Origin of the sequence: Campylobacter geochelonis (assembly GCF_013201685.1) — a bacterium.
Taxonomy (GTDB): domain Bacteria; phylum Campylobacterota; class Campylobacteria; order Campylobacterales; family Campylobacteraceae; genus Campylobacter_B; species Campylobacter_B geochelonis.
The window spans coordinates 1503422-1528191 of the sequence record NZ_CP053844.1 but is presented as its reverse complement, the minus strand read 5'-3'; the positions used below and the strand labels follow the sequence as shown (position 1 = coordinate 1528191).

23 protein-coding genes are annotated in these 24770 nt (G+C 31.8%); 13 read left to right on the top strand and 10 right to left on the bottom strand.

From position 1 onward, the window contains the following. Positions 1-140: 140 nt before the first annotated feature. The 9 genes from ychF to folD all read right to left on the bottom strand — a co-directional run bounded on the left by ychF (position 141) and on the right by folD (position 7078). Positions 141-1244, bottom strand: coding sequence for a redox-regulated ATPase YchF (gene ychF, locus CGEO_RS06915; protein ID WP_075495385.1), 1104 nt, complete (start codon positions 1242-1244; stop codon positions 141-143). Next, positions 1244-2698: a leucyl aminopeptidase gene (locus CGEO_RS06910; protein ID WP_075540599.1), complete on the bottom strand. Its 1455-nt coding sequence runs from the start codon at positions 2696-2698 to the stop codon at positions 1244-1246. Before CGEO_RS06910 ends, ychF begins: the two co-directional genes overlap by 1 nt. After that, on the bottom strand, positions 2679-3293 hold the full coding sequence (locus CGEO_RS06905; protein WP_075495389.1) for a DedA family protein: 615 nt from the start codon (positions 3291-3293) through the stop codon (positions 2679-2681). The genes CGEO_RS06910 and CGEO_RS06905 overlap by 20 nt, the downstream gene beginning before the upstream one ends. Beyond that, on the bottom strand, positions 3294-3842 hold the full coding sequence (locus CGEO_RS06900; RefSeq protein WP_075495391.1) for an adenine phosphoribosyltransferase: 549 nt from the start codon (positions 3840-3842) through the stop codon (positions 3294-3296). Then, positions 3823-4131 carry a hypothetical protein gene (locus CGEO_RS06895; protein ID WP_075495393.1) on the bottom strand — a complete coding sequence of 103 codons (309 nt, stop codon included), beginning with the start codon at positions 4129-4131 and terminating at the stop codon, positions 3823-3825. The genes CGEO_RS06900 and CGEO_RS06895 overlap by 20 nt, the downstream gene beginning before the upstream one ends. Further along, entirely contained in the window at positions 4132-4578 is a 447-nt protein-coding gene (gene rpiB / locus CGEO_RS06890; RefSeq protein WP_075495395.1) for a ribose 5-phosphate isomerase B, read from the bottom strand. It lies immediately after the preceding gene. A 54-nt stretch (positions 4579-4632) separates the two neighbouring features. Continuing rightward, positions 4633-5274 carry a site-2 protease family protein gene (locus CGEO_RS06885; RefSeq protein WP_422851330.1) on the bottom strand — a complete coding sequence of 214 codons (642 nt, stop codon included), beginning with the start codon at positions 5272-5274 and terminating at the stop codon, positions 4633-4635. A gap of 112 nt (positions 5275-5386) precedes the next feature. Beyond that, positions 5387-6223 (bottom strand): signal peptidase I, encoded by an 837-nt coding sequence (lepB, locus tag CGEO_RS06880; RefSeq protein WP_075495399.1) that lies wholly within the window; start codon positions 6221-6223, stop codon positions 5387-5389. Next, positions 6224-7078 (bottom strand): bifunctional methylenetetrahydrofolate dehydrogenase/methenyltetrahydrofolate cyclohydrolase FolD, encoded by an 855-nt coding sequence (folD, locus tag CGEO_RS06875; protein ID WP_075495401.1) that lies wholly within the window; start codon positions 7076-7078, stop codon positions 6224-6226. Positions 7079-7278: 200 nt separating this feature from the next. On the opposite strand from folD, the gene CGEO_RS06870 reads away from it, so the two are divergent. The 5 genes from CGEO_RS06870 (at position 7279) to CGEO_RS06850 (ending at position 11108) form a co-directional block, all read left to right on the top strand. Then, positions 7279-7635: a c-type cytochrome gene (locus CGEO_RS06870; protein WP_075495414.1), complete on the top strand. Its 357-nt coding sequence runs from the start codon at positions 7279-7281 to the stop codon at positions 7633-7635. Beyond that, entirely contained in the window at positions 7632-8906 is a 1275-nt protein-coding gene (gene hemL / locus CGEO_RS06865; protein ID WP_075540600.1) for a glutamate-1-semialdehyde 2,1-aminomutase, read from the top strand. The genes CGEO_RS06870 and hemL overlap by 4 nt, the downstream gene beginning before the upstream one ends. Continuing rightward, a complete protein-coding gene (locus CGEO_RS06860; RefSeq protein WP_075531717.1) occupies positions 8903-9226 on the top strand; it encodes an AtpZ/AtpI family protein in 324 nt (107 codons plus the stop codon). Before hemL ends, CGEO_RS06860 begins: the two co-directional genes overlap by 4 nt. Beyond that, on the top strand, positions 9217-9621 hold the full coding sequence (locus tag CGEO_RS06855; RefSeq protein WP_075495407.1) for a hypothetical protein: 405 nt from the start codon (positions 9217-9219) through the stop codon (positions 9619-9621). Before CGEO_RS06860 ends, CGEO_RS06855 begins: the two co-directional genes overlap by 10 nt. A gap of 146 nt (positions 9622-9767) precedes the next feature. Beyond that, positions 9768-11108 carry a metal-dependent hydrolase family protein gene (locus tag CGEO_RS06850; RefSeq protein ID WP_075495409.1) on the top strand — a complete coding sequence of 447 codons (1341 nt, stop codon included), beginning with the start codon at positions 9768-9770 and terminating at the stop codon, positions 11106-11108. Between the two features lie 757 nt (positions 11109-11865). On the opposite strand, the gene CGEO_RS06845 is transcribed toward CGEO_RS06850, so the two are convergent. After that, the gene (locus CGEO_RS06845; RefSeq protein WP_075495410.1) at positions 11866-13065 is read right to left on the bottom strand and encodes an MFS transporter; all 1200 of its coding nucleotides are present in this window, start codon (positions 13063-13065) and stop codon (positions 11866-11868) included. 142 nt (positions 13066-13207) lie between these two features. On the opposite strand from CGEO_RS06845, the gene CGEO_RS06840 reads away from it, so the two are divergent. The 8 genes from CGEO_RS06840 (at position 13208) to CGEO_RS06805 (ending at position 24637) form a co-directional block, all read left to right on the top strand. Then, positions 13208-13762, top strand: coding sequence for an LOG family protein (locus tag CGEO_RS06840; RefSeq protein WP_075495412.1), 555 nt, complete (start codon positions 13208-13210; stop codon positions 13760-13762). Between the two features lie 213 nt (positions 13763-13975). Continuing rightward, a complete protein-coding gene (locus CGEO_RS06835; RefSeq protein ID WP_172658123.1) occupies positions 13976-15181 on the top strand; it encodes an ankyrin repeat domain-containing protein in 1206 nt (401 codons plus the stop codon). A gap of 369 nt (positions 15182-15550) precedes the next feature. Beyond that, positions 15551-17719 (top strand): Dam family site-specific DNA-(adenine-N6)-methyltransferase, encoded by a 2169-nt coding sequence (locus CGEO_RS10210; RefSeq protein ID WP_075540426.1) that lies wholly within the window; start codon positions 15551-15553, stop codon positions 17717-17719. Then, positions 17720-19711: an AlwI family type II restriction endonuclease gene (locus CGEO_RS06825; protein ID WP_075540427.1), complete on the top strand. Its 1992-nt coding sequence runs from the start codon at positions 17720-17722 to the stop codon at positions 19709-19711. It begins immediately after the preceding gene. Between the two features lie 26 nt (positions 19712-19737). Continuing rightward, positions 19738-21912 carry an AAA family ATPase gene (locus CGEO_RS06820; protein WP_165590167.1) on the top strand — a complete coding sequence of 725 codons (2175 nt, stop codon included), beginning with the start codon at positions 19738-19740 and terminating at the stop codon, positions 21910-21912. 908 nt (positions 21913-22820) lie between these two features. After that, positions 22821-23003 carry a hypothetical protein gene (locus CGEO_RS06815; RefSeq protein WP_075540428.1) on the top strand — a complete coding sequence of 61 codons (183 nt, stop codon included), beginning with the start codon at positions 22821-22823 and terminating at the stop codon, positions 23001-23003. A 145-nt stretch (positions 23004-23148) separates the two neighbouring features. Continuing rightward, complete coding sequence (locus tag CGEO_RS06810; RefSeq protein WP_075540429.1) at positions 23149-23658, top strand: hypothetical protein; 510 nt, start codon at positions 23149-23151, stop codon at positions 23656-23658. A gap of 70 nt (positions 23659-23728) precedes the next feature. Next, positions 23729-24637, top strand: coding sequence for a tetratricopeptide repeat protein (locus CGEO_RS06805; protein WP_075531797.1), 909 nt, complete (start codon positions 23729-23731; stop codon positions 24635-24637). The last annotated feature ends 133 nt before the right edge of the window (positions 24638-24770 follow it).

Below are 24770 nucleotides of genomic sequence, written 5' to 3'. Positions count from 1 at the left end.
TAAGATAAAAGCAAAAAAGAGAAGCATTGAATTTGAAAACTAAGCCTAGAAAAGAGCTAAATTTAGCTTCAAATTTAGGTAAATTTTACCTTTTAAGCAAAATTTACCTATTTTTATAAAGATTTTATTTTAGATTTAGCTTAAACATTAAACCTAAAGTGCATTACATCGCCATCGGCAACAACATACTCTTTGCCCTCTAACCTCATTTTTCCAGCCTCTTTTGCCTTGCTTTCGCCACCGCACGCTACATAGTCATCATAAGCTATAACTTCAGCTCTGATAAATCCTCGCTCAAAGTCATTATGTATAACACTAGCCGCTTTTGGCGCTTTCCAGCCCTTTGTTATCGTCCATGCACGAACTTCTATAACTCCAGCTGTAAAGTAGCTGATTAAATTTAGTTTTGCAAAAGCCGTTCGTATGATATGCTCAAGCCCACTCTCGCTAGATCCAAGGCTTTCTAACATCTCTTTTGCCTCATCATCTTCAAGTCCTACAAGCTCTTCTTCGATTTTAGCGCATAGTTTTATCACTTCGTGGTTGCTTTTTGCGGCGTATTCTTTAAGTGTTTTTACATACTCATTATCTTGTGCGATTCCTTCTTCATCGACATTTGCTCCATAAACCACCTCTTTAGCAGAAAGCAAGCGAAGCTCTTTATTAAGTTCGCTAAATGCATCGCTTGTAAACTCTTCAAAGCTACTTGCACTCTCTCCATTATTTAAATGCTCAAGTAGTTTTGTAGCGATTTCAAGTTGCTCTTTTGCCCCTTTTTGGTTTGATTTTACCTCTTTGTTTAGGCGTTCTATTTTTCTGCTTAGTTGCTCGATATCGGCTAAAATAAGCTCGGTTTGTATGATTTCGATATCGCGAATCGGATCGATTTTGCCCTCAACATGAGTGATGTTTTCATCATCAAAGCAACGAACTATATGAAGGATGATTTCGGTTTCTCTAATGTTTGAAAGAAATTTATTCCCAAGCCCTTCGCCCTTGCTAGCTCCTTTTACAAGTCCAGCAATATCGACAAATTCGATAGTTGAGTATTGAATTTTGTTTGGAATCACGATTTTAGCAAGCTCTTTTAGCCTTACATCAGGCACTGGCACGATGGCTTTGTTTGGCTCGATTGTGCAAAATGGATAGTTTTGCGCTTCTGCGTTTTGTGCCTTTGTAAGAGCGTTAAAAGTTGTTGATTTGCCCACATTTGGGAGTCCTACGATGCCTACAGCTAGTCCCATTAAGACTCCTTTGCTAAGTTATATAGATAGTATAAATTTGCTCTTACTCCAGCTCCAGTAGCGCCGATTTGGTTATATCCCCACGCTTTTTCAAGATACGCAGGTCCTGCGATATCAAGATGAAGCCATCTGTCTTTATACTCATCTTTTATAAATTTATCCAAAAACAGCCCAGCTGTCGTTGTTCCGCCGTATCTGCTTGAAGCGGTGTTGCTGACATCGGCGATGTTGCTTTTGATAAGCTCTCTTAAATAATCATTAAATTCCAATACACTCATAAGCTCGCCACTTGCTTTGGTTACTTTTTTATACTCTAGTTTAAACTCTTCGTTGTTGCCTAAAAGCCCGATTGTAAACTCACCAAGCCCCACAACGCAAGCCCCAGTTAGTGTCGCCATATCGATTAGTAAATCAGGTTTTAGCTCTTGAGCCCAGCTTAGACAATCAGCTAGCACCAAGCGCCCCTCAGCATCTGTGTTTCTAACCTCGATAGTTACGCCACTTCGAGATATTAAAACATCATCAGGTTTATATGAGTTTCCGCCTATCATATTTTCAGTTGCACCGATAACGGCGTGAATTTCAAATGGCAGCTCAAGTTCTGCCGCACCTTTTATAATGCCCATTGCAGCGAGCGCACCACTTTTGTCGCACTTCATCGTAAGCATATAATCGCTTGGCTTTAAACTTAACCCGCCACTATCATAAGTTAGCCCTTTACCGACAAAAACGACTCGTTTTTTAGCCTCGCCATCTGGCTTGTAAACTAGATGTATAAGGCGTGGAGGATGAACTGATGAGCGATTTACCGCTAAAAATGCGTTCATGTTCTGTTCTTGTAAAAACTCCTCGTCGTATATTTCGCACTCTACGCTATCATAACCAGCAGCTAGAATTTCAGCCTCGCTTGCCATTTTTTGTGGAGTGTAAATTTCTGGGATTTCATTCACGCCATCTTTTGCGTAGTTTGTCGCATCTGCTATGATTTTGCCAAATTTAAGTCCATTTTGCGCTTTTTGTAAGTTGATAGTTTTGCCACTAAATTCGCTTGATGAGATAAAAATTTCTTTTAGAGTATATTTTTTCTTTTCGCTTTTGTATTTGTTAAACTCATAACTTCCAAGATAAAGCCCCTCAGCTAGCGCCATATAGCTTTTTGTGGTGCATTCGCCAAGATATGATGCGACTTTAAAATTTGTTATATTATAAACTTTAAGCGTGTTATAAGCACTTGCTAGTGCTTTTCTGATTTGATCGCTTTCTAGCTTTTTAATGCCGATATATAGGCGTTTTGATTCAAGAAGTAGTAAATTTGTATCACCTTTATAGTTTAAAAGTTCAAATTTATCACTATCTTTTATGAATTTATGCTCTAAGTTTTTATCAACTACCAAAATCACTTCAAAATCAGCCGAAATTTCATCTATCGGCTTATCAACTAATGTTAATTTCACTATTTTTTCCTTTTCTTTCGTTTAATATTTTCTTTTCAATCTCTTTAAAAATATAGTAAATCACCGCAAAAAAGCACGCTATAATCGGTATAGCCGCATACCAGTGTTTTTCCATCCAGCCAACTGCTTTCCAAATTTCTTGCCCAAAATACCAAGCTAAAAGTATAGTTATAGCAGCCCAAACCCAACCGCTGATTAAATTTATAATGGCAAAAGTTTTAGCGCTATATCTTGTGATACCGATACTCATCGGAATTATCGCACGAAACCCATAGATATAGCGTTGTAAAAATACAATCGGCCAGCCGTATTTTTGAAGCATCAGATGAGCGACTGCAAATTTGCGTTTTTGCTTGTTTAGTTTTTTTGTAATGTATTTTTTGTTATATCTGCCAATATAGAAGTAAATTTGATCTCCTACAAAAGCTCCAAGCCCAGCTACAAATATAGCAAAACCTATATCAACATGACCCTCATGTGCTAAAATTCCACCTAAAATAAGCGCTAACTCGCCTTCTAACAAACACCAAAAAAATAGTATTATGTAGGCGTATTGATGATAATTTATCATCCATTCTTTTAAAATTTCCTCCATCTAAACCTCTAAAATAGAGTAAAGCGGAGTTAGTTTTGAGACTAAATTTGCACCATTTAAGTCTTTTAAATCGATTAAAAAACAGGCTTCAACGCAAGTTGCATTTGTTTGGTTTATAAGTTCAACAGAAGCTTTTGCCGTTCCTCCAGTTGCTATCAAATCATCAACTAGCAAGACTTTCGCATCTTTTACACTTGAAAACGCATCGATATGAATTTCAATCTCATCGACACCATACTCAAGTGAGTATTTTTGTGAAATTGTTATATATGGAAGCTTTTTTGGCTTTCTAATCGGCACAAAAGGTAGGCGAAGTCTTGAAGCAAGGGCAGCCCCAAAGATAAAACCACGACTTTCAATACCGGTTATAAAGTCAAGATTGTAGCTTTTATAACGTTTTTCTAAATGATCCATTAAAAAGTTAAATGCATCTTTGTTGTTTAAAAGTGTCGTTATATCGCGAAATACAATACCAGGTTTTGGGAAGTCGTTTATGCTTCTAATCGTGCTTAAAAGGTATTTTTTCTCTTCATTTGTCATTTCTATCATCTTTTGCCTTTTGAAATTTTTTAAAATTATCGTTTTGGAGTTTTAGTTTTGTGTTTCTGATTTGTAAAATTGTAGTTTTGTTTTCTAGCCTTTTTCTATGCTCTTCAAGTAAAGCCATAGTATCGATGCTAGTTTTTAAATTTAGTTTAAGTTTTTCTACTATTTCATTTAATGCTTCTATGTCTTTGGTTAAACGGCTAATCCTAGTTTCAAGCTTTTTTCTTTTTAGAAAATTTAGCACAACAACCACAAATAAAATAGCGCATAAAATTATAAGTAGAGCTTTCATCTAGCAACAACATCCTAGCTTATCGACTCGTTTTTGATGCCTTCCACCTGCAAATTCTGTCGAAAAAAAGGCTTTTAACATCTCTTGAACTACGCCCATTCCAACGACTCTTGCGCCATATGCTAGCACATTTGCATCGTTGTGCTCTCTTGCCATAGTGGCTGTGAAAGTATCGTGGCATAGCGCACATCTAATGTCTGGATTTCTGTTTGCGGCTATGCTTATGCCAATTCCAGTTCCACATATTAAAACGCCATAAGCTTCATCTTCGTTTGCGACTTTTTGGCATAAAATTTGAGCAAAATCAGGATAATCAACACTAACTTCAGCGCTATTTGCACCCAAATCAACAACCTCAAATCCTAAATCCAAAAGCAACTTTTTGCTCTCATCTTTGACTAAAAACCCAGCATGATCGCTTGCTATGTAAATTCTTTTAATATTCATATAAATACCTAAATTTTTATTAAAACGACTGTATTATACTCAAATTTTGTTAATTCAGATTAAAGCGATAATGCTCTTTAAAATTTGAGAAATCGGATAAAAAACATACTCTCCAACTGGCGAGATGATAATGACTATAATAACGATAAGTGAGTATTTTGACAAACTGTCGTAAAAATTTGCAAAACCGTTAAATCCAAACATCCTAGCAAGATATCCAAGTGCGTGAGAGCCATCAAGTGGCGGGATAGGGTAGAGGTTAAAAATAGCTAAAATGATATTAATCGTTAGCGCCATAAAGATAAAATTTAGCGCATACTCTGGCGCTAAGTTAAAATGAAGTAGCAAAAAGGATAAGATTGCTAAAACAAGGTTGTAGCAAATTCCAGCTAAACTTACCAAAATAGCGGCTTTATATCCACCATTTTGGATAACCGTTTTGGTGTTTATAGGAACTGGTTTTGCCCAACCAAAAATAACTCCACCAGCGATATATAAAATCGCTGGAACTAAAATAGTTCCTATAATATCGACATGCAAAAGTGGATTTAAACTCAAGCGACCTGCGTTTTTAGCGGTGTTATCGCCAAATTTATAAGCGATATATCCGTGCGCTATCTCATGACCTACGATTGAGATGATTAAAACTACAGCAAGGGTTAGAAGCTGAGTTGGGCTTAGGTTTTGCATTTTTATCCTTTTGTAATGATGGCTCTTTTGGCTAAACAGTTTTAAGCGTTAAATAAGCAATATTAAATTTAAAATGGGATAAATTTATACCGGCTTTACACCGATATAAATCTTGCTTTTAAGGTTGTTCGTGGATAAATTTTTCATTATTTTGCACGGTATCTACGAAGCGACCGATTCTTTCCCAACGAATTTTTTTGTTTTTATCCCAGCTAAAATATATAAACCAAGGCTTTCCAACTATAAATTTATACGGAACACTTCCCCAAAAACGGCTATCGTTTGAGTCATCTCTGTTATCGCCTATCATAAAAAACTCACCATTTGGCACTTTTTTATAGTATGCGTTAAAATCTAGCCCACTATAAAGTTGTGGCAACTCTTTTACATACATCGGCTGCATAGAAAATTTGCCACTTTCTAAAGCTCTGATTGTAGTTGGTAAAATGTCGATTTTATCGCTATAGTGTATCCCTTTAAATTTATATGGCTCTTTTACAAATTTAACCCCATTTAGTATAACTATATCTTTTTTATCGTAGTTTTCATCTATGTATTTATCCCCTTCGTGAGGGCGTAGATACATACTTTTTGAAGTAAAAATCACTTCATCCCCACCAACAGCGAAATTTCTTTTAACAAAGTGAAGTTTTGGATCTGGTGGATAACGAAATACAACGATATCTCCACGGCGTGGCATATCGCCTTTTAATATATGTCCATCACCATCAAAATCAGGCGCAACCGGAACTTCAAGCCAAGGGATATGTGGTGTTGGTATTCCATAAGAGAATTTTTTAACGAACAAAAAATCCCCAACTAAAAGTGTATTTTTCATCGAGCCACTCGGTATGACAAAGGCTTGTGCTACAAAAAATATCACAAATAAAACGATTATTATCGTGCCAGTCCAGCTGCTTGAAAAATCATAAATTTTACTAAATATTTTTTTCATCTATCTCTTTCTCGCTAAGCGGTTTTTAGCTGAAGTTATGGTGTTTTGAAGAAGCATAGCTATTGTCATAGGACCAACACCACCTGGAACTGGAGTTATAAATGAGCATTTTGGCGCAACTGCTTGAAAATCAACATCTCCTACAAGTTTGCCATCTTCAAGGCGGTTGATTCCAACATCCACGACAACAGCGCCATCGCTTATCATATCAGCTTTTAAGAAATTTGGTTTGCCGATAGCTGCTACGATGATATCGGCTTTTTTAGTGATATCGCTTAAATTTTTAGTTTTGCTATGAGTTATCGTAACTGTCGCACTTGCGTTTAAAAGTAAATTTGCCATAGGCTTTCCAACTATATTACTTCGTCCGATGATAACGGCGTTTTTACCGGCTACTTCGATGCCATACTCTTTTAAAAGTCGCATAACTCCAAGTGGAGTACAAGGCACAAAGCCATCAAGTCCACTAACCAAGCGACCGACATTTACAGCATGAAAGCCATCGACATCTTTATCAGGACAAATCGTTTCTAAAACTTTGTCTGTGTTGATGTGTTTTGGAAGTGGAAGTTGAACTAAAATACCATCAACTAGCTCATCTTCGTTTAAATCTTTTATTAAATTTAAAAGCATTTCTTCGCTAGTATCGGCATCTAAGCGGTGCATTATAGAGTTGATTTCGCATGCGATACACGCTTTTTCTTTTGAAGCGACATAAGTTTGACTTGCTTTATCTTCTCCTACAAGGATAACTGCAAGTCCTGGTTTAACGCCTTTTGAGGCTAAATTTAGTGCTTCAAGCCTAACTTCATCTTTGACTTTTGCGCTTATGGCTTTTCCATCTATTAGTGTCATTTTATACCTTTTTTATGGTTTTAAAAGCGTATAATATCTAAATTTAGATTAAAAGTTTAACACATAGTTTAAATTTAGCTTGTAAAAATTTTAGTTTTTCTTTGCAATCTTTATATTTTTATATCTTTTTTAAAACTATAACTTTACCTAAATTTAAACTCAAAAAGTGTATTATAAGAAAAAATTTTAGAGTGAGTTTGATGCGTGTTTTGCTTGTTTTATCGGTGTTTTGTAGCGTGTTGTTAAGTGAGAGTTTTATAACAGATCTTGAGTATGGAAATATGCTTTATAAAAATCCGCGTGGGATTGGCTGTAACAGATGTCATGGGTTAAAAGGCGAGGGCATGATAATCAGCAAATATAAAGAGTATAACCAAACTTCAGAAAAAAAAGATGAAAAAGTTCTTAAAGCGCCAGCGATAAATTCGCTCTCATTGCAAGAATTTGCCGATGGTATAGTAGAGCCAAAAGGTGTAATGCCGAGCTATTTTTTAACGCAAAATGAAATTATAGTTTTATATAAATATTTAAAAGAGATAAATAAGGAGAAAAAATGACAAATCACGAGGCTTTTTTAGAGGCTAAAAAATACATCCCAGGTGGAGTTGATTCGCCTGTTAGGGCTTTTGGAAGCGTTGGAAGCGAACCGTTTATGGTAGAGCGAGCAAAAGGAGCTTTTATATATGATGTAGAGGGCAAAAAATACCTTGATTTTGTCCAAAGCTGGGGGCCTTTGATATTTGGTCATGCTGATAAAGATATTCAAAATGCTGTTATTAAAACGGCAAAAAATGGTTTAAGCTTTGGAGCTTCAAGCCCACTTGAAACTAAGCTTGCAAAGATAGTTTTAGAGCAGTTTGACTATCTTGATAAAATTCGTTTCGTAAGTAGTGGCACAGAAGCTACAATGAGTGCAATCCGCCTTGCGCGGGGCTTTAGTGGCAAAGATGGGATTATTAAATTTGAAGGTTGTTATCATGGACATAGCGATAGTTTGTTGGTAAAAGCCGGAAGCGGGGCAACTACTTTTGGAAACTCAAGTAGCGCTGGAGTGCCTCAAGATGTGGCAAAAAACACATATTTAGCTATTTATAACGACATCGAAAGTGTAAAAAATATACTCAAAGAAAATCATAACATAGGAACTATCATCATCGAGCCAGTTGCTGGAAATATGGGCTTAGTTCCAGCCGATAAGCAGTTTTTAAAAGAGCTTAGAAAAATTTGTGATGAGAAAAATATAGTTTTGATTTTAGATGAGGTTATGAGCGGATATCGTGCTAGCAAGCTTGGAAGTTATGGAATTTATGGCGTAAAGGGCGATATAGTTACGTTTGGTAAGGTTATAGGTGGCGGTATGAATGTGGCTGCTTTTGCTGGAAAAGAGGAGATAATGAACCACATAAGTCCACTAGGAGCGGTTTATCAAGCAGGAACGCTAAGTGGAAATCCAGTGGCTATGGCAGCTGGAATTGCGTCTTTAACTAAGATAAATGAGAGTGAAAACCTATATAGCGAGCTTGAAAGCTTGGCAACTTTGTTTATGACAGGGTTAAAAGAGATAGCTGATGAGTGTGGGGTTTATCTTCAAATTTGCGTTCGTGGCTCGATGTTTGGCTACTTTTTTAACGAATTTGAGGTTAAAAACTACGATGATGCGCTAAAAAGTGACACTAAAAAGTTTGCTAAATTTCATACAGGCATGATAAATGAGGGTATTTTTCTAGCTCCAAGCCAGTTTGAAACAGGCTTTATATGCGCTGCTATGAGCAGAAAAGATATAGAATTCGCACTTAAAAAAGCTAGAAAAGTTATGAAAACATTATGAAAAGAATAACTAAAAATTTAAACAAAATCGTTCGTGGAGCAAATGCTTTAAGTCTTGGAATCTCTATCGTCGCGGCTGTTGCGATAGGGGTTTTGATGGGGTATTATGTTTCTAAATGGACTGGGTTTAAGTTTTTCTTTTGGTTTTTTGCATTTTGTGGAGTTGGGGCTGCTTTTTTAAACATTTATAGAGCGTATAAAGTTCAAATGCAAGATATGAAGGACTTAGAAAACGACCCAAAATACAAGCAATATCAAGATGTATTAGATAAACAAAATGCTAAATTTGATGCTGAGGATGAGGATGAAAAATGGAGCTAAAATTGTTTAAAATTTATGCTTTGCTTGATTGTATTTTGATTCTTGTTTGTATTATGATGGGTAGAAACTGGTTGTTAAATTCGCAAATTTCGTTTTTTATATCTATTTTTATAGCTTATGCGTCGTTTAAATCATACAAAAATAGAATTGAAAACGAAATTTACAGTGGCAAATACGATGATTTGGGCGAAGATGATGAAGTTCAAAAAATAGGAGCAAAAGCTAGCGCTATAACATTTTTTTCCCCACTTAAAATCTTAGGCTATCTCTTTCTTGGGGGTAGCTTTTATCTGCTTGCAAAATATGCTTTTTTAAATGTCGCTGCTTTTTCTATAGGCATAGCTTTGATGCCCTTAGGAGCTATCATTTATGGTATATTTTTTGATAAATCTTAAGCTTATAAAATACAAATTTAGTAAAATCTCCATTAAATTTATTTCTGTTTAAGTATAAAATAATTTTAATTTCTTTATATTTTGATTAAAAATAAAATAAGCAAAAAGTGCTAAAATTTATAGATATATTATTTCAAGGAGATAAAATGAACAGGAGAGAAGTTTTAAAGGGTTTAGGCGCGTTAGGCGGAGTGCTTTTGTTAAATGAAAATTTACTAGCAAAAGAGCAAACTCAAAAACTAATACTTATAAAAAACGCACAAGTTTTTGATGGGGTAAATTTACTAAAAGGCGCAAAAGATGTGCTTATAGAGAACAACATCATCAAAAACGTAGCCGACAAAATAGATGAAACTACACTAAAAGATACTACCATAATCGATGCAAAAGGCAAATTTCTTATGCCTGGACTAACAGATGCGCACTGGCACGTGATGTTTGCAGCCTCAGAGCTTGATAGTGTAAACTTGCCAGATCCTGGTCTTTTTTACGCAAACGCAATCAACGGTGCGCGCGATACAGTTATGCGAGGATTTACCACAGTTAGAGATATGGCGGGAGCTGTTTTTGGGATAAAAACTGCGATTGATTCGGGCATTATATATGGTCCTAGAATTTATCCAAGTGGTGCGTTTATCTCTCAAACTAGCGGTCATGGCGACTTTACGCCAGTTACTGCAAATACAGATGGATGTTGCGAGTGTAGTGGAATTTTAGAGCGAATGGGCGAATTTAAAGTCGCCGATGGCGTTCCAGAGGTTCTTCGCGCGGTTAGACAGCAGCTTAAAAAAGGCGCAAGTCAGATTAAAATCGGCGTTGGCGGTGGTGTTATCAGCGCTTTTGATCCACTCGATAGCATTCAGTTTAGAGTAGATGAGATAAAAGCAGCTGTTGATGCGGCGAGTGATTGGGGAACTTATGTTTGTGCGCATGTTTATGATGATAATGGTATAAATAGAGCGCTTGATGGCGGTGTTAAATCTATCGAACACGGACAGTTAGTTAGCGAAAAAACAGTCGCTAGAATGGCAAAAGATAAAGCATGGTTGTCGCTTCAACCGTTTGAGTATAATGAGTTTAGCCCAGCACCAAAAAGCCCAAAAGGAGCTATCCTTAACAAAGCATGGAGAAATGCCGTAAAATACGCTAAAAAGCACAACTGTAGGTTTGCTTTTGGAACGGATTGTTTGTTTAATCCAGCTCAAGCAAAAGGACAAAATTTTATGTTATGTCTGTTTGCTAGTGAGATTGGCGAGCTTGAGACTTTGCGACTTGCGACAAGTAACAACTGTGAGTTGTTTAAAATGAGTAAAAACCGCGATCCTTACGGTGAGCATGAACTTGGTCGAGTTAAAAATGACGCTTATGCGGACTTGATTTTAATCGATGGCGATCCATTAAAAGATATATTTGTCTTGTCAAAATATGAAGATACATTTAAAGTTATTATAAAAGATGGCGTTATCGTTAAAAATACTTTGGCATAAATTTGACTTGCGATTTAAAATTTAACATTTTAAAATTTTAACGCAAAAGCTCATTAAAATTTAATTAAAATCCTTGATTTTGCAAATTTGCTGTCAAGGATTTTATAATTAACAGTTTAAAAAGATTTTAAATGCTGTATTTATTGCATTTTATTAAAAGTTAAATTTAAATACTTTTTCTTTTTAATCTCCTAAATTTTAGAGCTTTGATGACACTAAATTCACTAGGAAATTTTTTAAATTTCACCATTTGAATTTTATTTTATGAGCTTTAAGATTGTGCGAAATGCATTTTAAAGTGTTTAAATTTATATATTTCTTAATATTTTAAAAACGATTTGGTTGTTTAAATTTAATATTTTTAAAGCTTATTAATTTAAGTTAAAGTTTTAAAAATGCTTAAAGTATTGCTAGAATTTACACTATAAAATGGGCGTATAGGTTGAGTTTTTTAAAATTGAGTTTAAAAGGATTAAAAATTTGTGTTTAAAATCGATATTTTATAAAATAGTGATTTAAATTTAACAAAAACATAGGTTTAAACGCTATATTATAAAAAATTTGCAGATTAAATGCCTAAATTTGTTTAAATTTGATTTTTATATTTATTTATAAATTCTTAATTTCTTAAACTATTTTTGGCAAAATGTCTTTATAATATGATTAAAACAAATCAAAATCAACGCATTTTATATCAAAATAAATCTTTGTTATTTTTAAAAATTTAGCAAAATTTAAAAGCTAGAATAAAACCAAACTAGCCATTTCTTAGCCATTTTTTATAAACCCATTTGTAGTAAAATGCCGCTAGTATGAAAAATATAGCTATTAGCATTGTTATACCAAAAGTTCCAAGCCCTAAACTATACAAAAGCCCGGTCATAAGGGAGGTTATGGCAGCTGTTCCAAGATATATCATATCAACATATGCAACAACTCTACCGTAGTATTTTTTATCACAATGCGTTTGCACTAATGTATAAGTATAAGACCAAACCACCGATGTGCAAAGCCCAGCAAAGAATAGTCCGATAAAACTTATATAGAAGTTAAACTGCAAAACCGCCCAAAAAACAATGCCAGCCGCCTCGCCTAAAAATAGCCAAAAAAGCGTTCTGTTATTTACAAATTTACTTAGCAGTATAGGCCCAGCAACAAGTCCTAAAGCTCTCATTGTGTTTATTAAACCGATTATCAAAGCTGTGCTTAAAATGCCTTTATACTGATGATCAGCCATGATGCTTATAAGCGCGTCGTATGCCGTAACCGCGACAAATGCGTGAACTAAGATAAGATTTGCTAAGAGCGGATTTGACTTGATATATAAAATACCTTCTTTTATCATATTTATCGCTTTTACGTTTGATGCGCTTTTTTTCTCATCAAGTTTTATGCGAGTTAGCAGGTAAATTCCAACGACATATATGAAAAAATCCACCAAAAACGAAGTATAAATTCCAAAAAAGTGTATAAAAATTCCAGCTAAACCCATTCCGGCTGTGTAGCAAACTCCCCAGATTATCGAGTGAATTTCGTTAGCTAGTTTTAGCTCATCTTTGTTTAAAATTTTTGGAAGCAAGCTCATCTCAACTTGAAAATAAATCCCACCAACTCCCATTCTAAGGAAAACCAAAACTTGTAAAAACCAAAAGTAGCTAAGGTCGTTTATAAAAAGAAGCATTAAGATAGTAACCGCTTCGATAACCATAAATATCATCAAAAGCGGCAAGGCTTTAAATTTATCGATTATCACTCCACTAAATGGCGCTAAAATCACGCTTGGGATAAACGCCATAGCAGCCGTTAAGCTTATCATCCAAACTTCGGCGTTAAGCTCGATTAAAAGGGTAAAAATACCTATATGGCTAAACCACATGCCAAAGTAGCATATAAGCTGGATTATCGATAGTAGGCGAACGGTTTGGTTTGATTTTAATAAATTTAGATATTTTTTCATAGTTTAAGAAGAAATTTGTCTAAGCCTTTCATAAATTTAAGTGTAAAATTTGGTATAAATTTTTCAAATTCGGCTAAATTTATGGCAGTTTTTGAAAATTTAAAGTATTATATCTAAAATAAAACTTTTTTAAGGATATATTTTGAGAGTTACTATTTTTTGTGGTTCAAGTAGTGGAAACAGCGAGTTTTACGCCATAGCAAAAGAATTTGGCTCATTTTTAGCACGCAGAAAACACACTGTGATTTATGGTGGTGGAGCAGTTGGGATAATGGGTGGGGTTGCTAGTGGAGTTTTAGAGGAAAATGGCGAGATAATAGGCATAATTCCAGAGCTTTTATACGATAAAGAGATGGGAAATGAAGCTGTTAGTAACCTAATAACAGTTAAAACTATGCATGAGCGAAAAGCCCTTATGAGCGATATGTGCGAGGCGTTTATAACGTTGCCAGGCGGGCTTGGAACGTTTGAAGAAGTTTTTGAGGTTTGGACTCACGCGCAACTTGGATATCATGAAAAACCAATCGCATTTTTAAACATAAATGGCTTTTATGACAAGCTTTTTGACTTTGTTAAATTTGCAAGCGATAGCGGATTTATCGGTAAAAAATTCCTTGATATGGTTATCATAAAAGACGATTTTGACGAGCTTTTAAAAGCGATAGAAAACTATAAAGCGCCAAAAGCAAAGTACTAATAAAATACAATCACCTTTTTAAAGGCGATACTACTAAAATATATTTAAAATCAGCATAAATTCAACATCTAAACACTCTTTAAATTCATATTAAAACATCATTAAAATAACATAAATTTAAAGAGCATTTAAATTCCATTGATGTAGAATTACAAGGTAAATTTCTATATAAAAACAGGTATAAAACATAACTTTATAAAATAAGGACTAAATTTGAACCAAACATCTAAAAATTTTATCATAACCATAGCTGTTATATTTATAACTATACTTGCATATCTTTATAAAACCAACCAACTACCAAATTTAACCAACCAAACCAACTTCACAATCACTTCAGACACAAACGTTTCTGCTATACCAGGACTTAGTAAGTATGTAACTCAAGAAGAGGTTGATGAGTTTGGGTTTAGCTATTCTGATATCCATTGTGATAAGGAGACAAATTCCACTCTTATACCACTAAGAAATGCACTACAAGAAAAAGACACTTATAAAGTTATAAACTTTTTAAAAGAGCATAATCTAAGTGCGGATATTAAAATGGTAGATGGAAAGACTCCTATAATGTATAGCTCTTTTTATAATGATTTAAATACAACAATGGAATTATATAAAATAGGAGCAAACCTACATATTAAAGATAGATATAAACTAAATGCTCTAGCATATGCTATAAGCATAAACTCTGCGAACACAGTTAAATTTCTACTTGATAATAATGTAACTATGCAAGAAACCCCAGTGGTTCAAATGTATGGTGCAGGAGTAGCTAGTTTCTATAGACAGATAGATAAGATTATTATAAATAACTATGATATGCAGATAGGTTATGAAACAGGAATAACTCTGTTTAAGTGCGGAGAAGGTAGATATGGTGATGGTTTAAATCCTTTTTTATACATAGTTTATTCAAATTTATATGACACAGCAAAAGTTGTTTTAGAAAGTGGATATAAGCCAACTGAATGCAGTTGGGGTTCTAATAAATACGCAGTTGATTGCTATAAAAAGATAACAGAATATGACAACTACGAACCTATGCTAGAACTTATGCTTAAATACAATGTCCCTGGACAACCTACAAAAGAGCAACTAAAAGAGGCGTATGAGAAATGCTATAGAGGTTATAAATTAAGATATGACTTACAACAAGACTATATAAAAAAAGGTATAGTTCAAAAAATCAAGCATTTAGAAAATTATACAAAGCATTGCTCTGATGAAAATGGAACTTTTAAAGATACAAAAGCATATATAAACTATGCAAATGATTATAGCAAAAACTATGCAGTAGATTCTTTCATTAATAGAAACAAGAATAACCCATCTAAGGTGATTTACCTTGATAAAAACTCAAGTAAGTCTAACTCAAATTTAACAGATAAAAATAAAAATAAAAATAAAAATAAAAACTAAAAATAAATAAATTCAAAAAGGAGTATATAATCAAGAAGCATAACTCATTATCTGCAAAGTATGAGGAGTTGAAACATTTGAAAGTTAATATGAATGATTATCTTGACAGAAATAAAACTGAAAAGAAAAAGGAATCGGTTATTGATGTGATAAAGAAACATAAAAGAAAAATAGATAAAAAAATTGAGCGGAGTCATAGTATGAATAACGATATGGAGTTATAGTAATAAATGGAGAGTATTATAAATGACATGCTTGGTTTTTACGATGCAATTAGCATCGTATTTTTTACTAAAAATATAGAAAAAACAGGAAAAATATGCTATAATGTCTACTTAATAGATAAAAATGTGGCAAGAAGGAATAATGATGGCGGGTCTCAATGTTGCTGATGTAATAAAAGAGTTAGGTATTTCTAAGTCATATTTATATAAATTAATAGATAAAGAAAACATTTTAATTCCGAGAAGCGAAACAGGAAGATATTTCTGGGATGAAAGTACAGTTGAAACTATAAAAAAAGTTTTGCATATAGATGGTTCACAAGATAAAGAAAATATAGATTCATTGATATCTAAATTAGGCTTAAAACAGTCATTCATAAATAATAGAAGATATTTAGGAAATAAATATTCCCTTTCTGATTTTATACGAAAAACAGTTGATGAAAATTGTAAAGGTGTAAATATTGTTATTGACATCTTTAGCGGAACCGGTGCAGTTGCAAATACTTTTAAGGATAAAATGCTTATCACAAATGATTTGCTGTATAGCAATTATATTTCCAATTATGCATGGTTTGGATATGAAAAATATTCAAGCAAAAAGATAGTTGAGCTTATATACGACTATAATCAAGTTAAAACAAAAGAAAATAATTATATGCGAGAAAATTTCGCAGATACATTCTTTTCTGCTGATGATTGTAGCAAGATAGGATATATAAGAGAAGATATAGAAGTAAAATATAAAAACAAAGAAATAAATTTTAAGGAATATGCGATTTTGATTACATCACTTCTATATGCAATGGATAAGATTGCAAATACTGTTGGACATTATGATGCATATAGAAAAAATGCCGACTTTGAAAAAACTTTAGTGTTGAATGTTTTGCTACCTGAAGAAACGATAAATTCTAATAATACTTGTTATAACCTTGATTCAAATAAGCTGATAAAAAGTATTAAGGGTGATTTGTTGTACTTGGATCCTCCGTATAATTCAAGACAGTATTGTGATGCATATCATTTACTTGAAAATGTAGCAAGATGGGAAAAACCTGAAGTTTATGGGATTGCAAGAAAGATGGATAGGACTTTACTTAAAAGCGATTACTGCATGATTACAGCTACAAAAGCCTTTGAGGAACTTATTGAAAATGCTGATACAAAGTATATCTTGCTTTCATATAACAATATGTCTGATAAGGGGAATGATAGGTCGAATGCGAAAATATCAGATGAAGATATTGTGAGAATTCTTAGCAAAAAGGGGGAAGTTGCTATATTTGAATCGGATTATAAGAGTTTTTCGACTGGAAAATCAGATATAAAGGATAACAAAGAAAGATTATTTTTATGCGAAGTATTTAGCGAAAAAAAGAAGAAAATGAAAATATCTTGTCCCTTTAATTATACAGGTGGAAAATTTAAATTATTGGAACAGCTGCAACCTTTATTTGTTGAAAAGGAAGTGTTTTTAGATTTATTTGCTGGAGGAGGAAATATTGGGATAAATTCATCTTCTTCAAAGGTTATTTTTAATGATTTAAATGAAAAACTGATAGATTTAATTAAATTTATAAAAGACACTGATACTAACATTTTATTAAAACAAATAGATAATATTATTGATAGATATGCTTTATCTAACACATCTTTATATGGATATTCTTATTATGATTGTGATAGCAGTAAAGGCTTAGCTGAATATAATAAAAAAAGATTTCTCAAGTTAAGAGATGATTTTAACGATAAAGTCCTTGGTGGAGAAATAGATTACTCAATGTTATATGTATTGATAGTTTTCTCTTTTAATAATCAAATTCGTTTTAATCGAAAAGGATTGTTTAATCTTCCTGTAGGGAAGAGAGATTTTAATTCTAAAATGAGAAGTAAGCTTGTTCTATTTTCTGAGGAATTAAAAAGCAAAGATGTCCAGTTCATGAAGAAGGATTTTAGGGAGATTTTGTTAGATGATTTTTCTAATGAGACTTTTATTTATTGCGATCCTCCTTATTTGATTACAAATGCAACATATAATGAAAATGGAATGTGGACTGAACTAGAGGAAAAAGCTTTACTTGAATTTTTGGATGAAGCCAACGAAAAAGGTTTTAGGTTTGCTTTGTCTAATGTTTTGGAAAGTAAAAATAAAAAAAATGATATTTTATATAATTGGATTGAAAGTAAGGGGTATTACTGCAACCGTTTGAATAAAAGTTATTCAAATAGCAACTATCACAGAAAAAATAAGAATAGTATATCTGAAGAAGTTTTAATTACTAATTACCCAGTTGATTGGAGGAATGAGTAAATGGCTAATAAAAGTATTCCATATCAAAGTTTTTGCTGGGTTATAGGAACTACAAGTTTTAGAACTGCAAAATTAAATTTAAAAATCGAGGCGCAATTATTGCTTCTTGATGAGTTTTATAATGAAGTCATAAAGAAATCTAACTGGAATTGGAATAATGAATTGCAAGAAAAATATTATGATTTTATGAAAAACAAAGCCTTCTTGACAGGTGATGCGAAAAGGAAGGACAAAGATGCCAGAGAAAAAACATCGGGTTTAGTTGATATTGGTTTAATTACAGAAGATAGATTGGTTACAGAAGCAGGAAGAAAACTGCTTAAAATAACAAGCAGTGGGGATTTTGAAACCAATAATGTGTTTAATATTAACAGAGATAGCTTTATCTATCTAAAACAGCTACTTAAAACAAGTATAGATGTAAGTGGTAGTATCGTTAGACCTTTTATTGCGGTTATAAAGTGTCTGACTGAACTTGAATTTTTAAGCTATGATGAATTCACTTATTTTGTTCCATTGATTAGAGATGACGTGAGTGAAACGCAAATTATCTCAGGTATTAAATTATATAGAGAAGGTGAAATTTCGCCAGAAGAAATAATTTATAAGAGTCTTATGCAAATGGATAACTATAAACTTGCTAGGGAAGAATTTATAGCCTCTGATGTTGATGAAAATTTGATATGTCTAGTTGGGATGAATCGTAAAAGTCGGAATTATGATAAGCCTTATTATAAATTGTATCAGTCCATAAAGAATATATTCCTTGATGGGAAAAGTGATTATGAATCGTTACTGAACTCTGCAAAGAATATAAATCAAAAGCCAGGAATATTGTGGAGAAGTTTACTATTCAAGACAAACAATATCGGTGTTGTAAGAAAAAATGGGAAATCTTCAATTCACAAACAATGCCCATTTATAAACTGTAAAAATGAGACAGAACTAAAAGAAGTGTTTTTCAAATATTTGCATGTTTTTAAAGCAATGGCAACTTTATCTGATTATTTTGATTTAAATAGAAGATATTTTAATATTACAGATACTCTAATTTTCGAAGATCGCATGGTTAAGCTGGATATGATTCCAAAATATTATTTTAAAGAGATTATTGAAGTCCTGTATACAGAGACATTTAGTAGAGACGATAATCTCAGTGTAGATGTTCCATTAGAAACTATATCAAGAGCATTCGAGTTAGATATGGGCAAAGTATATTCTGCATTAAGTAAAGATTTAGGAATAACCATAAAGAGTCCTGAACAAGCAGCAACTTACGTAAATGATGAAAGATACAGAAGGTTCAATACTTTGATTGATAAGAAATTTAATGACTCTGTGCTTATAGAGCTACTCAATTGCTTTGAGAAACGTGATGATAAAAGAATTGAAGAACTTGTTACAGATGAGGCTGCAATACCAACTATATTTGAATATGTTTTGGGAATTATATGGTATAAAGTGAGTGAAAGACAGGGGAATATTTTGGATTTCATGAAATTATCATTAGAAGCCAATTTGTTGCCAAAGACCCACGCAGCTGGAGGCTATGCAGATATTATATATAAATATGAAGCGTGTACTTCTTATCCGAAACATTCATTATTGCTTGAAGCAACTCTTGCAGATGGAAATAATCAAAGAAGAATGGAAATGGAGCCTGTTTCAAGACATTTAGGCGATTATAGGATTAGATTTAATAATCAGTTTGATTATAGCCTATTTGTAAGCACATACTTGGATAAAAATGTAATCTCAGATTTTAGATATAGAAAGATAATTCCATATGCTAGAGATGAAGAAACCATCACAGGAATGAAGATTATTTCAATGGATACAGATTCTCTTAAGAAGATAATTAAAAATAAGGTCAAATACAAGTATCTGTATGAAGTGTTTGACAAATATCATGAAATGGATTTAGATCCTCTGCAAACTTTGAATTGGCATGGGGATTTATTAAAAGAGTCTACTGGTGAGTATAAAGTATAGTATTTGTAGTTATGGGAGGAATGAAAGTGGAGAAGATTATTTTTGAAAACATTGAAAATGAAGATATTTTTGTATCAGATTATAAAAAGCTTATTAGAAATAATGAAATAGATTTTTCCAGAGAAGGAATTTCTGTAATTTATGGTCCTAATGGAACTGGTAAAACAAGTTTAGTAAAGGTTTTATCATCCGAAAAGGGAACAAAAGTAAAGTATACTTATGGTGGAGAAGAATATACGGATGGTTCTCAATTTTTTGTGATAAACGATCAAAATAACAGAAATATCATACAAGGAGAAACTAAAGATTTTTTATTAGGAGACAACATAAAAAAAGAATTTGAATTACAGGAGTATATAGAAAATGAATATAATAGACTTTGCACTGAAAGCATTTCTATTTTAAAAAACAATTACAATGTATCTTCAAGCAGTAATAAATCTATAGATTGCTTTTCTGAATGGGCAAGTGTTCAAAATATAATTAAAGATTTAATGAATAACAGAAGTAAAGGGACTAAAACTGGTGTGGATGCCTATATTTTGGAATTTGAAAAGCATACTCAAATAACCATTCATGACTATGAACAAGATAAGTTAGATTATATTATTTCTGATTTATCAGAAAAGAATCCTCTTATTATTGAAATTGAAACGATAGATACAAATAAGTTATCTAATAATTCTCATATAAAGGAGATAGAAGAAAATACAGAAGCCATAAAGATACTTTCACGCTTCAGCTACAAAGACCAGTGCATAGTTTGTGATTCAAATGAAATTGATTATGAAAATTTATTAAGTAAAAAATCCAAAAACAAGGAAGAGATTATAAAGACATTAGATGCAAAAACTAAAAAAATTGTTGAAAAGATAATTGCTAATGTAAGTGAAAAAGAACCGTTTAGAATAAAAGATATTATGCTAGGAGCAATTGAAACAGGAAATTTGAGTGATGTTTTGTTACTCAAGAAGTCTATTAAAGAACATAAGAATATATTTGCAAACAAGGCAATTAAGGAATTGGTGCAACTCTATAAATCTTCTGATATAAAGATAAAAAATGAAGAATATCAAAAATTGATAAATCAGAAGCCAGATATCACAGAGGAAGATTTTTTATATATTGAGCAGATTATTAGTAACAATATGAGTAAGAAACTGCAGATAATTAGAGATGATAAGAAAAATATAAAAATTGTTTTAGAGAATAAAGATTTTCTTGGGATTAACAGAGAAGAATTGCCATTAAGTTCAGGAGAACAAAATTTTCTATCATTAACATTTGAATTTTTGAAAGCAAAAAACTCTGACAAACCAATTATAATACTAGATGATCCTATTTCTAGCTTTGATTCTATTTATAAAAATAAAATAGCTTATGCAATAGTTAAGATATTACAGAATAAGAAAAGGGTTATTTTGACTCATAATGTAGATCTATTAAGACTTTTAGATGGACAATTGAAAAAATGCTTTAGGTTATTTTTATTCAATAACACAGAGAATGAAGAAAATGGGTTTATAGCATTAAATTCTGATGAACGTGATATGCTTATTAACCTTGATGAACTGTTAAAAACATTTAGAGAAAAGATTTATGAACATATAAAAGATGTAGAATTATTTTTGATTTCGTTAATTCCTTTTATGAGAGGATATTCAACAATGATTAATGATAATGATATTAAAGAAAATCTAACTCAATTAATGCATGGATATAAAACAAATACAGTTGATATAGCAGAATGTTATATAAAGTTATTCGGGAATAAGAATAATATAATTCCTAATAATTATAAAGTAAATGTTGATGATATGTTGAATAAAACTGTTGATGGAAAGGAAATTGTTGATAAAGAGAAATATCCATTATTAAATCGTACACTAGTACATTCATTTACTTATTTGTTTTTAAGATTATTGATAGAGAAAAAATTAGTGTCAAAGTATAACATAGATACTGAAAGTAAGAGTGGAGCTAAGCAACTTGGACAGATAATCTCAAAAGCTTTTCCTGAAAATAGTAAAAATAGTGATAATATAAAAAATAGAGTTTTTCTTACAACAAAGAAAACTTTGTTGAATGAATTTAATCATTTTGAGGGCAATATGAGTATTTTTCAGCCGGCAATTGACATTACTGATCATATGTTGGGAAAGGAGAAAACAGATATTTTAGCTTTTGTAAACAAATTATAGTTTTTTGACTTCATGCTTGCAATATGCTTGCAAAAAATTAGATAAACAGAAATAAAATGGATAATAGAGCTAAAACAGATATTAATAATATTGATTTTACACCATTTATACAAAACAATATCAATGGAGATGTCGTTCTACAATAGACTTTGGAACTGGTTTATGTTAAGGCTCTACAGAAACTAGCTTTAGTGGATATGTGGCTTTAAACGGCGGTTGTAGTAAGCTAAGGATTAAAAAAGACTGGTGCTGTTGTTATTAAAGGGCAAAAATCATAACAATGCTATGTATATAAATTCGCGAATAAACTATTTTATTAAATTTAAGTTTATTTTAAAATTATTAATTGCAATCGAAAGTATAAATTTTTATTGAATATTTTAATATGAGGTGTTTATATGAATTATTTTTTAAATATTCTAACCTCTAGTTTTACGATGAGTTTTTGCATGTTTTTCTTTTGTTATTTTCTTGTTTTACAAACAACTGAGATATTTTCTTTGTAAATAATGATTTTTTATATACTATGCAGTTGTCTATTTTTTTTTATACCATATTTTTGGATTTTTTTATGATAGTATATTTTTTAATCTCAAAATTATCTGATAAAATATCCATTTTTTTGCACATCTATTTATGCATTCAGCCTTAATTCCAATTATTATGTTTATATTTTTTACAATATTGTCGCTATTTTTAATTTAGGTGTTGCATATTGCATTAGTTTGTTATTGGCTGAAATTTATTCCATATTAACTATATATTATACTAAATAAAATTAAGAAGGAAAAGCTAGGATTGGATATAATGGAGAGATTCTATATGGTGTAGTTGTAAAAAAAATAAAAAGAAACAAGAGAAAAGACTCAAACCAAACTCTACTACTAGAAGAGATTATAAATCAAACTATGAAATCATCACAGCATAACGATAATATAGAAGTCTTTTATAAAAACAAAGATTATACTATAAACTCACTTAGTGGGGATGATGAGATAATAACTAAAGATGGAAACGATACTATCTATTCAGAAGATGTCAATGATACTCGGAACATAAAATATAAATTTAAGAATGAACTAGCTTCTTAAATTTATGTTTTATTTATATTTATTTAAGTGATGTTTTAATTATTTAGTGTTAAAATCGTATGCTTTTATATTTCAATCACAATAGGAGTTTATTTGAATAAGGATAAATTTGAATTGTTGAAAAAAGAGTACGAGGAGTTTAGAGATGAACACCACTATATGGTGCACTACTTTGATGCGACATTTTATAAATTTTATGAGCGATTTTTTTCCAAATATCGAAATTTACGCTAATGCAAATAAAATGCCAGAACTTTGTGCATTTTATTTTAGCTATACGTGGGCGGTTTGCGCTTTTGTATTAATTTGGTATATTTATAGGTTGCCGCGTATTAATAAGGATGCTAGAGAGTATTTTGGTATTGGTGAATTTAAGGGCAAGGGTATTTTTAAGGAGAAATTTATACCAGTTGCAAATGGCGGAATCAATGGTTTTGCGCTATGGGTATTTAGTATTTTATTTTTTGGTTTTGCAGTGTATATAAATTTTTCAGGTCATCTGGTTGATTCTACTATTGGCAGATGGATGTTTGATAGGTTCGGGATACTTTTGGTTGCTGTGTTCCAGAACTTAGCGGTTGTTATGGTTTTTTTTGCCATGATATACAAAATCATCGACACAATAAACTTAAACAGATTAAAAAAATATTTATAAATTATTAATATTTAAGTAGTGTTTTATTAAATTTATATATAATTATATAGTTATCTAGAAAGGAAAAATATTGAAAAGATTATTTTTGGTTGTAGTAGCTTTTGTAAATTTAACATTTGCAGAAGACGTGAAATTAGAAAATTTACAAAGCATATCCTATGATTATCTCATGGAAAGAATATTGGACGGCAACGAAAAATTTTCTTGTGATAATTTTATGAATATCTTAAAAGAATGCGAACAAAAATCAGCAAATTCATGTTATAAAATCGGGTTTTTGCATTTAAAAGGTAGCTGTGTAGAACAAAATAAAGAATATGCGCTTGAGTATTTTAGGTATGCGTGCAAATTAGGTAATGTAAATAGCTGTTTGCTAAGTGGTTGGTTATTTGAATATTATAAAAAAGATTTAGATTTGGCTTTAGAATACTACAAAATATCATGCGATATAAATTATATATTTTGTAATGATTTAGCATTTTTTTATAAGCACAAGAAAAAAGATGAAAAAAATGCTATGTATTATTTTGATAAAGCATGTTCGGTGGGAAATTTAACAGCATGTGGAAATCTGGCTTTTATCTTGGAAAAAAAGAGTGGTGTTAGTGAGTATTCAATTGCTCTAAATCAAAAAGCTTGCAATGGTGGTATTAAGCACTCTTGTCATAATCTAGCGCGAAACTTTGAAAAAAATAACAAAATAAATATTGCTATGAAAATATATAAAGAAAACTGCAACAATGGTTTTTATGCCTCTTGCCATAACTTAGGAGTTGCATTAGCGAAGCAAAATCTAAATATGGATGCAAAAGTGTTTTATAAAAAAGCTTGCGACGGTGGTATTATGAGCTCGTGCAATAATTTAGGTTATATAGCAAATAATAAAAAAGATGCCTTAAACTACTTTAAAAAAGCTTGCGATGGTGGCGATAAAAATGGTTGTGAGAATTTAAATAAAATATATAATAAGGAAAAATAAAATGAATTTACTAGGTAATTTTTTGGATTTTTTTAATAAGACTGATAAGATTTATAATGCTAAAAATATAAATAATAATATAGAAAAGATAATATTTTAGCAGTATATACAAACGTTTAATAAACATAGATAT